Annotated in this window: 10 protein-coding genes; all 10 read right to left on the reverse strand. The window is 60.0% G+C overall.

From position 1 onward, the window contains the following. Window positions 1-58 precede the first annotated feature (58 nt). Window positions 59-469: a DUF1036 domain-containing protein gene (locus AC1D06_RS34215; RefSeq protein WP_477990245.1), complete on the reverse strand. Its 411-nt coding sequence runs from the start codon at window positions 467-469 to the stop codon at window positions 59-61. Between the two features lie 117 nt (window positions 470-586). Continuing rightward, window positions 587-3,346, reverse strand: coding sequence for a type VI secretion system ATPase TssH (tssH, locus tag AC1D06_RS34220; protein WP_477990246.1), 2,760 nt, complete (start codon window positions 3,344-3,346; stop codon window positions 587-589). A 53-nt stretch (window positions 3,347-3,399) separates the two neighbouring features. Further along, a complete protein-coding gene (gene tssG / locus AC1D06_RS34225) occupies window positions 3,400-4,383 on the reverse strand; it encodes a type VI secretion system baseplate subunit TssG (protein WP_477990247.1) in 984 nt (327 codons plus the stop codon). Window positions 4,384-4,414: 31 nt separating this feature from the next. Then, window positions 4,415-4,708, reverse strand: coding sequence for a hypothetical protein (locus AC1D06_RS34230; protein WP_477990248.1), 294 nt, complete (start codon window positions 4,706-4,708; stop codon window positions 4,415-4,417). 1 nt (window position 4,709) lies between these two features. Further along, window positions 4,710-6,032, reverse strand: coding sequence for a hypothetical protein (locus AC1D06_RS34235; protein WP_477990249.1), 1,323 nt, complete (start codon window positions 6,030-6,032; stop codon window positions 4,710-4,712). A gap of 184 nt (window positions 6,033-6,216) precedes the next feature. After that, a complete protein-coding gene (gene tagH, locus AC1D06_RS34240) occupies window positions 6,217-7,560 on the reverse strand; it encodes a type VI secretion system-associated FHA domain protein TagH (RefSeq protein ID WP_477990250.1) in 1,344 nt (447 codons plus the stop codon). Window positions 7,561-7,750: 190 nt separating this feature from the next. Then, entirely contained in the window at window positions 7,751-8,368 is a 618-nt protein-coding gene (locus tag AC1D06_RS34245; RefSeq protein WP_477990251.1) for a hypothetical protein, read from the reverse strand. A gap of 89 nt (window positions 8,369-8,457) precedes the next feature. Next, window positions 8,458-8,889 (reverse strand): hypothetical protein, encoded by a 432-nt coding sequence (locus tag AC1D06_RS34250; RefSeq protein WP_477990252.1) that lies wholly within the window; start codon window positions 8,887-8,889, stop codon window positions 8,458-8,460. 8 nt (window positions 8,890-8,897) lie between these two features. After that, window positions 8,898-10,079 (reverse strand): PAAR domain-containing protein, encoded by a 1,182-nt coding sequence (locus tag AC1D06_RS34255; protein WP_477990253.1) that lies wholly within the window; start codon window positions 10,077-10,079, stop codon window positions 8,898-8,900. A 42-nt stretch (window positions 10,080-10,121) separates the two neighbouring features. Beyond that, on the reverse strand, window positions 10,122-12,179 hold the full coding sequence (locus AC1D06_RS34260; RefSeq protein ID WP_477990254.1) for a type VI secretion system Vgr family protein: 2,058 nt from the start codon (window positions 12,177-12,179) through the stop codon (window positions 10,122-10,124). Between the last annotated feature and the right edge of the window lie 57 nt (window positions 12,180-12,236).

Below are 12,236 nucleotides of genomic sequence, written 5' to 3' on the forward strand. Positions count from 1 at the left end.
GAAATCCGTTCAATTTCCGCCAATGCACCTTCCGATGCTGCGAAGACCTGCCGGTTGATTATTGCGATGAGCGCAAGATAAATGTCCAGCGCTCCTGATCCTTGGTGTCCACTTCGGTGAACGAGGCTTCCTTGTATCCCCGCTGCCAGCAATCCTTCTCGCCGTCGATGAGGAATTTTCCAGTAGCGATGCAGGCCGGCAGCCGCCCCTGCAGCACCGGCTTGGAGAACACGTCCTCGACGTAGAGGTAGATATAGCGATCGTCGAGCGGCTTGCGAATGACATCGATGCAACGATTGGCGCCAAGMACCCACCAGCCCTCCGTCTCGAAGTCGTCACCCTCCTGGCGGCCGACCGCGATGTTGAAGACATCGAGCGATTGATTGCAGATCGTGAACTCGGCATGCGCCTCCGACGACAGCAAGAACGAGGCGGCCAGGGCGAGCAGGATCGATGTCAATCTGGTCATGATGGAAGATGCCCGGCAAGGTCGATCACCTCGTCTCCCAAGGCAATCGGACCAACTGCAAACTCGTTGGCGTCGATGGCTATTGCCATCAACTTTCAATATGTCGGCCTGAGCGGGTCATGGCGCGCCGACCGGTTCCTCGACATCCGTCGGCAATGCGTCATCCATCGCTCCGGGTGCAACACTATCGTCCTCATCGGCGGCAGCCGGCTCGCCATCTATGGCGGTCACGTCATAGCGGTAGGTGCCGTCGACGATCGAGACATGCATGCGCTCCAGCTTGCCCTTGTCTATGGCGAGCGACAGGATGCGGCGCGACATTTCCGGCAGCAGCGAGTTGGTGACGATGTTGTCGATCATGCGACCGCCCGAATCGATATCCGTGCATTGCGCGACGATATGCTCGACCACCGCATCGTCATAGCTCAGCGCGGCACCGTGATTGTCGCGCATGCGCTTCACCACACGGTCGAGCTGCAGCCGGACGATGTCGCCAAGCCGCTCGCCGGAGAGCGGGTAATAGGGGATAGTGACGATGCGGCCGAGCAGCGCCGGCGGGAAGACCTCCTGCAGGTCGGGGCGGATCGCGACGTTGACTTGCTCGGCATCGGGCCGAGCCTTGCCGCCCTGGGTCATCTGCATGATGAGGTCGGTACCGACATTGGATGTCAGGATGATCAGCGTGTTCTTGAAATCGATCATCCGGCCGGTGCCGTCTTCCATCTGTCCCTTGTCGAACACCTGGAAGAACAGTTCGTGCACATCAGGATGCGCCTTCTCGATCTCGTCGAGCAGGACGACGCTATAGGGTTTCCTGCGCACGGCCTCGGTCAGGCGGCCGCCCTCGCCATAGCCGACATAGCCGGGAGGTGCACCCTTCAGCGTCGAGACCGTATGGGCCTCCTGGAATTCGGACATGTTGATGGTGATGACATTCTGCTCGCCGCCATAGAGTGCTTCGGCGAGCGCGAGCGCCGTCTCCGTCTTGCCGACGCCGGAGGGGCCGCAGAGCATGAAGACGCCGATCGGCTTGTTGGGATTGACGAGTTGTGCGCGGGACGTCTCGATGCGCCGCGAAATCATCTTCAGCGCATGCTCCTGGCCGAGCACGCGGCGGTTCAAGATGTCGGGAAGGCGCAGGATCGCCTCCATCTCGTCCTTGACCATGCGGCCGACCGGAATGCCGGTCCAGTCCGAGACCACGGAGGCGACCGACTGGGAGTCGACATGCGGATAGAGCATGCGGAATTCGGCCGGGATGGCTTCGAGCTCCATCATCGCTGCCGCAAGCGATTTCTCGATGTCCGGGACCTCGCTGGCATCGCCACCCTCGCTCGCCACCTTGCGCTTTTCCGCCAGCGACAAGCGAAGCTCCATGATCTGGTCGAGCAGCGCTTTCTCGGACTGCCAGTAGCCTTCGAGTTCCGTGAGCTTGGCCTTCGCCTCCTCGATCTGGGTGTCGACTACGGCAACCCGCGTGGCATTGATCGCGCCGAGATCGGCCTCCTTCTCGAGCAGCGCCTTCTCCTTTTCACGGGCCGCTATGCGAGCACGCAAATCCTCGATCGCCGCCGGCGTGGTCGCCTGGCTGATGGCGACGCGGGCCGAGGCCGTGTCGAGCAGGCTGACCGCCTTGTCCGGCAATTGCCTGGCCGGGATGTAGCGCCGCGACAATTGCACGGCCGAGACGATGGCATCGTCGGAAATCCTGACCTTATGGTGCGCTTCCATCTGGCCGATAATGCCGCGCAGCATGTCGCAGCAGCGCTCGATATCGGGTTCACCCACCTGGATCGGCTGGAAGCGGCGGGTCAGCGCCGGGTCCTTCTCGAAATACTGGCGATATTCCGACCAGGTCGTGGCGCCGATGGTGCGCAACGTGCCGCGCGCCAGCGCCGGCTTTAAGAGATTGGCGGCATCGCCGGTGCCCTGGGCGCCGCCGGCGCCGATCAGCGTATGGGCTTCGTCGATGAAGAGAATGATCGGCGTCGGCGACGACTGCACCTCGTCGATCACCGCGCGAAGCCGCTGCTCGAACTCACCTTTGAGCGACGCGCCGGCCTGCATCAGGCCGATGTCGAGCGCTAGCAGCCTTATGCCCTTGAGATGCGGCGGCACGTCACCGGAATGGATCTTGTGGGCAAAACCTTCAACCACGGCCGTCTTGCCGACGCCGGCCTCGCCAGTCAGGATCGGATTGTTCTGCCGGCGGCGGGACAGGATGTCGATGATCTGACGGATCTCGTCGTCGCGGCCGACAATGGCATCGATCTTGCCTGAAGCGGCCTGCGCCGTCATGTCGACCGAGAAGCGATCGAGCGCGGAAGTGCCGCGCTTGGGCGGCTCGCCGGGTGCGGCGGCCGCGTCCGGTTCGGAATAATCCATCGGCCGGAGATTGTTCTCATCGGAATCGGTCCAGAGCTTTTTGTGCTGGTCGACGACCGCATTCGCATCGAGCATGCCGAGCTTCGGTGACAATCCGGCGACGACACGCTGCAAGGTCGGCGTCTTCAGCGCCGCCACCAGAAGATGGCCGGTGCGGATCTGGGTCTCACCGAACATCAGGGTGGCGAAATGCCAGCCGCGGTCGAGCAGTTCGATGATCTGCGGGGAAAAGGCCGGCATTTCCGTTTGGTTGCGGCTCAACTTGTCAGTAGCGGCGGTGAGATCGGCGATGATCTTCGACCGATCGACCTTGAGGCCATCAAGGGTCGTGGCCATGTCCGACCGGTCGTTCTGAATCAGGTGCAGCAGGAAATGAGCGAGCTCGATATTCCTGTTGGCCGCAGACCGCGCCTGGCGGAAAGCCTTCATCAATCCGTCGTAACCAGCGGAATTCATCTTGCCGGCGACGGCTTCAACGTTGATATCGGTCATGCGCGCTCCCCTTCCTTCCTCTCAAGATCGGGCCGGGCTGGCTGCTTGCGCTATCAAACCCGGAAATGGGCGTCGAAATGGTATGGCGGCGAAGTGCCGTGCTTGCGTTGCATCCATGATGTCCAGCCCAGACGTCCCTGCTTTCCCAAGGCAACATGCGGAGACCTGGCGGAATTGATGCCGAGTTGGATTTCCACTTCCTGACGGTAACCTAGATAAAAGAATATCAGGTCTGTCAATCTTTTGTATTCGGCCCCTACCGGCAGGAAACTCTGGTATTGCTGAAGATCATTGCACAGGATCTTGACTCGGATCCGCTCGTTGATCGAAAGCACGCGCTTGCCGACGAAGGCGTCGCCGCTCAGCCGGCAGGAATTGCGGCCGATGGCCATGCAATCGTCCGGCTCGAAATCGAGCCAGGTGCCGACCCATTCGACGATCTCGGCATCGACGCCGAATATGCCGTGCAGGATCTGGATGAGGCCGCGTGCGGTCTTGACCTGCATGCTGGCAATGCCGACGAAGGGCAATTTGGCTTCGTCGGGCGTGGTATCGACATTGCGCACTGCCGGCGTGCCGAAGCCGGCAAACGAGGCGAGATAGCTGAGGAACCGGTCGCTCTCCGGCCGCTCATATTGGGCAATCGGCCGCGCATCCGCCCAGGCACGGAAGAAGAGCTGCTGGAAGMGCGTGGAAAAAATATCGACGAAGCGGGCGAAGGACGGATCGCGCGCGTTCAGCCATTCCTTGGCGGTCTCAGTGACATAGAGCGGTAGCGCGCCTTGTGGGCCGAACATGCCGAGAAAGCGTGTCACCAGTCGGATGCGCCCGTCTTCCGTCACCTCGCCTTCGCTGACATTGGTCGCCGGAAAGGCGAGGAACGGATCCTGCATCAGCCGCACCACTTCGTCCGCCAACACCGTGCTGTCGCCGATGCGCGGCTTGTTGGGAAAATTGCGCTCGATCTCACGCAGGATCTTGAACAAGTCCTGCTGCTCGGGATCGTGCTTGATGCGGTCTAGGAGGGTCGCTGCCACATTTCAATCCTTACGCTTCATTCAACCCGACCTATTTAGAAAGCAACGCATTGAAATGATTGCGCACCCGGTTGAGCATAGGAGCCGCGTCCTCGTCCGTCGCTTCGATTCCGACGCCCTCTATGCTGGAATAGTAGAGCTTCATCGTCGTACCGTCTTCTTCGAACAGGCAATAGCTGAAACCTGGTCCATCTTCCCGCTCGGTGATCGCGAAACCCAGGTCCTTGTTTATTATTTCAGCTACCCGCCGGAATTGCTCCTCGCTTTCGATCGGAAACAAATCAAGTTCCAGTTTCGCTCCGCTGTTTTCGATCTCTCTTATCATTTCACAGGCCCAGCTTGTCGTTTACGGATTTACGCGATTTCTGGGAGCTGTTTATGATCTCCCTATAAACATCGTCACCAGTAAACCCTTCTTTGCGTTTTTTTTCTACAAGCTGCTCCCAAGTGATATTGCGCTCTTCGCGCATCAGCTTTGCAGCAGCGTCCCTATCGGCCATTGCATCTCGGGCCGCGGTCCTGATTTCGTTCCTAAAATTAAAAGCCTGTTTCGCCTGCGTTTCAAGTGAAGCGTTCCGGTCGATGATCTGCGGAATTTTCGCTTCCTGCTCAAGATACCACTTTCGTGCTTCGACGTTCGAAAGGGAGGCAGCCGGCGCACGTTGATATTTTTCAACAAGAACTGGCGTTGCGGGCGTTGGGGGCAAAGCAGATGTCGAGGGCGCTGCTGACGTCGGAGATGTCGGGGACTTTGATCCGGGGCTTTCGCCTTTGTGCGTTTCGGACGTGACGTTGGGCCTCCGTGGCTCCCTCACCGCCTTCAGTTCCTTCGGTCCGCTGCCGGGCTTTACGACCACCTGCAGCCCGCCCTCCTTGCCAGGCCCGCGAGCCGGCTCCCGCGCCTTCATCAGTTTGTGGAAGATGCCTGCCACGACAAGAGCAGTGATCGCCTCCGCGACAGCCTTTGCCGCCGGCTCGAGATCGGCACGCGATCGAGCGTTGGCGACGCGCCGCATCGTCTCGGTGATCGCGTCGAAAGCGGCAATGACGCCGGAACCCAGAAAGTACACGTCGAGAATGAAGAGGGCGATATCGACGCCAGGGACCGCATGGGCGGTCAGCCAGGTCGCAAAGATGCCGGCCATGACGCCGATGCCTATACTGGCTACCGCATCCTCGAAGGCCTTTTTGGCGGCGCCGGTCAGGTAGCGGGGTACCATTTCAAGGACGATGGCCACCCGATCCACGATCGCGTTCGGCAGCGCGTCGCCCGCCGGCTGCTGTGCGAGGCGCGCGGCACGGGCAAAATCGTTCTCAGCCGGACGCATCGCGGCGAGGGCCAGCGTCGTCTCAGGTACGACCGCGATGGCAAGCTGTCCGGAGGCCGCCGCCCGCAGCAGCGCGTCCTTTATGGTCTCTCTTTCCGACAGGCGCGAATGAGCCCAGTGCAGGCCCCACCGTCGGAGGTAGGGACGAACCAGATCGGCAGCACCGGGTCGCGTCATGAACACGTCGAGCTTGTGCCTCAATCGGTTGCGATCGCGAATGAGGTGGCGTCGGGCATTGGCGCCGAAGGCAGCCGACGGTCCGATCAGGAGCGTTTCCCGACCCGTGGCGATCTTCACGATGGCAACCACCGACTGCAGCACGCGCTTCTTCCGGTTGACGAGCTCCCTGGAAGCCGAGGCAGAAACAAACCTGCCACGGCCACCTATCTCAACGACGTTTCACGCACCAGTCTTATGCGGTGCATACCGGCAATTTTCAAACAAGACATTGCCCGGCAGTAAACCGACAGCGAGCCAGAAGAGGTGCGCTGCAAGACGATCGAGATCAACGCTTCTTGCCGGCGGCTTCGCGGTATGCTTCGCCGAAATAGGTGAGGAATACGTCAAGCATGCCATTGTCGCGGCCCTCGGTCTTGCCGTTCCAGCGTGAGACATAAGCATCCCAGGCCTTGGCCTTGTTGCTGGAAAATGCCGACTTGGGCAGCTTTTTCTCGATCGCTTCGGGGGAAAGGTCGTCCTCGAGCAGACGAAAGAGCGCCTTCTGCATGGCCGCATAGGTCGCCATCTCGTGGTTCTTGAGATCGTCGAAAGCCTCGCGGAAAGCCCGCTTGCCATCGAGATAGCCGCCGCGCCCCTGGCCCATCATCGTATCGAGCGCCGCAGCGGCGCCCGGCACGAATTTCAGCGGATTGTTGTCCATCGGCCCGATCATCGTGCGGTCGGCGGAGCGGACCAATGACTTGGCGGAGGCGCGCGCGTTGAGCAGCGTCATCATCAGTTCGACGGCGACCAGCATCATCTCGCCGAGTTCTTCACCAAGCTCGGCCGCGTTTCGGCTCTGCACCGTCGCCGGCGACAGTTGCGTAGCCCGGATGAACGCCTCCATGAAGCCGCCAGCTCCGTGCGTGGACGGCATGACGCCGCGCATGTCCTGCGGTGCGCTTTGGCCCTGCTGCACCGGCGGCTGCCAGCTTGCGGCGCCCGGCGTCGGCCGGTTGAAGCCCGTCTCGGCGGCAAAGGGATTGGCGGGATGCTGCAATCCGCCTGCTGGCTGCGGCGGAAAACCTTGCGGCTGCGGGGAAAAGCCTTGCGGCTGTGCGGGAAAACCCTGTTGGGCAGGCGGAAAGCCCGGTTGAGGCGATGTCGGGAAGCTGGTCTGGGGGTTCAGCGCCGGCATGTCGACATAGGAATGGGCAAAATCCGGCTCCGCATAACTGACATTCTGCCGCGGCATGAAATCCCTGCGGTTCCCGGGCGGTGGTGCGGCAGCGGCGCCGACGCCCCAGATATCGTCGTCATCGCCGCCGAATGCCTGGTCCTTATTGCTGTTGAAGTCGCGCGGCGCAGCTTCGCCTTGCAGATGGGCAACGATGATATAATTGCCGATCTCGATGCGGTCGCCGTTGAAGATGCGATACGGGCTCTTGACGCGCTGGGTGGCGCCGTTGACGAAGGTGCCGTTGCGCGAGACATCGTTGAGATAATAATTCTGGCCGTCGAACTGGATCTCGGCATGGCGGCCCGAAATGAACAGATCCGGGTCCGGCAGCACCCAATCGCGAAACAGATCCCGGCCGATCTCGAAACTCCGGCCATGCGCGGTGAATGTGAGCGGACCACCATCGGGCAGCTCATTGAGATTGGAGATCTGGAGGGTGAGTGTGGTCATCAATTATCCAATGCTAAGCACACATATGCCTACAGCGTATCCATGTAGAAAACACGACGTCCCACTTTGCCGAGATGACATCGTTTGGCGATCCCTATCTCCGGCTCCTCGTGCATATTCGGCGTAGCCGACATCACCCTAACCCTTTCAGCGCAGATAACCAATTGGATTCGCCATTGGTCAATGCACGCTACGGCATACCAAGCCCGGACCCCGCTGCTTTTTCGGCCGCGAGTATTTTGCGCGCGATGGCTATTTCATTTTTTGCATTCTGGTCATCGGAATTTACCTCCAGAATCTGCTCCGAAACAGACAGCAAAACCATGGCGACCGATCGCCTTTGGCGCCCTTTATCTGGCCCCAAATGTTCGATCTCGCTCTTTGCGCGACTGACGCGGTCGCTGGCTATTGTCAGGGAAGGAGAAGCGATGAGCCGGACAGCCGCTAAATGGGGGTTTGCGGAGTTCGGGTCTTTTTCCAATCCATATCCATCGCGAAGCGTCTGCGCGGTGATCGCACTGGAGGCGTGCAAGTCAGTCGAGGGAAGGTTCAGACGAACCGTCCGGCTTGCGAGGAGGCTCAGTTCAGCCCTTGAGAGGCGCGGGAAACCTTCTATGAAAGCGGAAACTTTTTCCGTGTCCAATTGCTCTGCATCCAGATCCACCGGCAGGTCCGCAATACGCACCGACGCATTGAAGCGCCGGACACTCTCGATCACACGCTCGAGTGAGTAGTCTTCGGGCGCTATGCGATCACGCCCCACTTCAAGAGTAATCTTCTGCGTCTGAATAGTGTTGCCCGGCTCCATGGTCTCTCCCCTCATTTGGCTTACGGTGGAAGCCATTATGGCCGGGACGAACAATAGCGCGAGCATCCGCCGTCGCACAGTCATTGACGCTACCAAATGCCTTTGGCGATTGTCGCGCATTGGAGAAGGACTGCCCGCAAGTGGCTCAGAAAAACAGGCAGATCCTCTTGATATCTTACTGTCTGGGTGCATGCCACCAGCCAGTTGACAAGCGCCGGATTGTTGGGCTGGCGCAACAAGTCGGCGGTCAATCCGAGCGCTTCCTCGATGAAATTCCGCATGTCTCCAGGTATCTGCTCGCTATAAAGCGGCAGCAATTGTTTCATCGCTTCGAGGAGTGTCTCGACTTCCTGTATTGCAACGCCGCCCGCCAGGAGCTGCTCTGCGCCGGCGGTTGCCCACCAGCCGGTTGCGTGCTTTATCGGCTGTCCGTCGGCAGTTCGCCAGCCCGCTGCCAAATATAGCTGCGGCGGCGTGCGGCGATACTCATCACGGGTTCTTGGTGCGGTTTCGGAATTCATGGCAACGCCTACGGCACCGGTTTGGGAACTTCTACCGCGGTGACCTGATTGGACCCCGCAATGTTCATTGTGCCGTCCTTCACTTCGTCCTCCGTTCGCGTGACGGTGTTTCCCGTCCACGGATCATGGATCGTATAGGTCTTGGGTGGCCCATCCGAACTGCCGGTGACCAGAACATAGTGCGTGTATTGTCCGTTGCCATTGCCTATGACAATCGGCACCGGGGCGCCGGTATCCAGTCCATTGTCGATCAAGTCGGTCGGGTTGGCGGGATCCTTTGTCGTCGTATACTCAACGCCCGTCGTATCCTGCATGTTGTTCAGCAAGTCGTCGGCCCAACGGCCTTGACCACCAGCTTGATCGCGCCCGACCGCAACACCGGAATGAGGGCCCGCCGTCGGCCCGGAATACTGACTGGTCAGCATGTCCTGCTGGTCCTGCGCCAGGTTCGGATTTTCCTTCGTGGCGTCGGAACCGTCGACCTTGTCGAAATTCGGATTGTCCTCATGAACCTGCAAGGCATAGATGGGATCCATCTGGCCGCGAACGGCCTGGACGGTCGTCGCATTGCAGGAATGGCTCCATTGCTGCTGCACCCCCTTGCCGGAGGTATTTCCGGTCAGTTGCAGATTGTTTTGCATCCATTGCTTGGATTGACCACGGATCTTGGTTGCAAAAGCGGAACAATCGTCGGCGCCATGGCCTGCGGCAAACGCCTTCAATATATAGGCGCGCTCGTCATCGGATTTTGCCGCATTGAGAGCCTGGTTGAGCGTCCTCTTGTCGACCAGGCTTAGATTTTCAAACTTTTCCTCGGCTCTTTTCGCGGCCTGGGCGGAGAGAATGGGAGCAAACTGACCAAGACCGCCGAACCCTCCCGGCCCTCCCCCGAAATCACCGATCAATACGGTCGGCAAACCGGTGACGATCACACCGCCATGGGCAGTCAAGTCGCCAATGCGTGCGCTCGGCAGCATGCCGATCAAGACGGTGGGGGAGCCCTGCACGATGACATCAGGCGGTCCAACGCACAGGCACATGTCGCTGACCCGCGCAGCCGGCAGCATACCGATCAACACCGGCGGATAGCAGGGCGGCATGATCGGACCGCCGACATGCGGAATGGGCGGCGTGCCCGGCGTCGCAAGCGGGCATGTATGCATGTCCGTCAGGCGCGCCGCGGGCTTCATTGTTCGCCCCTTGCCGTGCAGTACTTGCGCATCTCCGGGCTCCTATTTCTGGAACGAACGCTTATAGCGGGTCGCATGCGGGCCCTTATATTTCTTAGGCTGCGCCGGCGATTTGATGGTCATCGGCGGCGGCGGCGGCGGCGCCGGGATGCTGCAGTTGATCGACACCATCGGCAGGCCTTCGATCGATATGCCAGCCGGGCTGATGCTGATGTAATTGCCGCCGACCATCAGCGTGATCGACAATCCCGCTTCGATGGTGACGCTCATGCCGGCCTTGATGTGAAAATTCATGCCGGCTTCCTGATATTGACCCATGCCGGCCTTCATTCCATGATCCATGCCGATGTCGGTCATCAGCGATCCGCCGATCTTGTTCAACTGGTCGCTTCCGACCGTCGTGGAATCGTCCGCACCGATCTTCTCGATCCTCGCGGCACCGACGGTCAGGTCCATCTCGCCGCCGATTTCCTCACGATGGTCAGCGCCGATCTTGATATCCTTGTCCGTCCCGACCGTTTCCGATTGCGAGGCCCCGACCGACTTGTGCCGATTGGCGCCGATCTGCCAGGTTTCGTTATTCTCCACCACGGCATTGTGATATTTCTGCGCGTGGAACCAGACCTCTTCCTCGTTGGCTTCATCCTCGAAGCGGATTTCGTTGTAGCCGTCGGCCTTGTGGCTGTGGGTCTTGAACACGGAGCGCGTCTTGTTGCCCGGCAGCAAGTATGGCGGCATGTTGTCGTTGTTGTAGACGCAGCCGGTGACCAGCGGACGATCGGGGTCGCCTTCGAGAAATTCAACGACCACTTCCATGCCGATGCGCGGGATGATCATTCCGCCCCATTGCTTGTAGGCCCAGTTCTGTCCGACGCGGCAGCGCATCGACTGGTCGTCCTTGCGGTCCCAGAAGAAGCGCACGAGGATGCGGCCATATTCGTCGCAATCGATCTCCTCGCCTTCCTTGCCGACCACCACGGCCGTCTGCGGGCCATGAACCATGGTCTTGCGGGTGACCACCGGCGGCCGGACCGGGATGCTGCTGTCGATGCACTCGAACTGGCCATCATAGTCGATATCGCCGCTCGCGCCGCCGCCGGAGCGGTATTGCTGCGAGGTGAAGCTGTGCTGCGCGGCCAGCACGACATATTCCTTGTTGTAGTCGAAAGGGTGATCGGTCAGCGTCATCAGCGTTCCGGGATAGAGCGACACGCAATTGCCGCTGCCGAGGCAGCGCTTGTCCTGCCCCTCCTCCTCCTGAAGCTGCACGGTCACCAGTTTCGTCCCATCCGGCTGCTCGTCATATTTGCCGGGATAGTCGTAGAGTTCCTGTCCGGCATTTTCGTAGGATGCGGTGCCGTTATTTTCCGCTTCCATCTTCGCGGTCGGCTTCTTGAAATTGTAGTCGCGATAGACCACGCGGCCGGAGGTGAAACGGCGCTCCGGTATCCAGTGGGTGAAAAGCTCGCGGTCGCGCCGGTCGGTGCCCTCAAGCGGCACATAGGGGCGAGACCCGCCCGGCGCGGGGTCGAAACTCTCGTTGCTGTCGCACAGGATCAGCTTGTGCTCGCCTTCCTGATGCGTGAAGAAATAATTGATGCCGAACTTTTCCATCAGCCGGCAGACAAAGGCCATGTCGGTTTCGCGATACTGAACGCAATATTCGATCGGGCTATACTCGCCCGTCGTGCGGTCCTCGAACTGCGCGAAGGAATGACGCCCGAAGACCTCCGAGATGATGTCGGTGACGGTCTTGTCATGAAAGATGAAGCAATCGCTACGCTGCGACAAGATCCAGAACCAAGGCCTGAGGACAAGGCGATAGACATGAAGATCGTCTCGCACGCCGAGCCATTGTGTTTCAGTCAGGATGCCATCGAAAACCCGCTCGCCGTCGTCAAGGCCCTTGAAGGTAACAGAAACGTTCTTGCCGATCTTGCTGTCGAAATCGATGTCGCCCGTCTCCGACAGCGCCTCGATCCGATATTCGAACAGCGAATTCACGCCTTCCGAGCTGTCGAACCGGGCGAGGACCATTTCATCCTCGCCGCCTGGGACCTTCAGGATTGCCGAACGGTCCTGCTGGCTGATATCCAACATGTCGCGTTTCCTCAGCTCAGACCAGTCACGGGTTTGTGACGTCGCTCCACCCTATCC

Source organism: Rhizobium sp. P2_G2 (assembly GCF_056403555.1).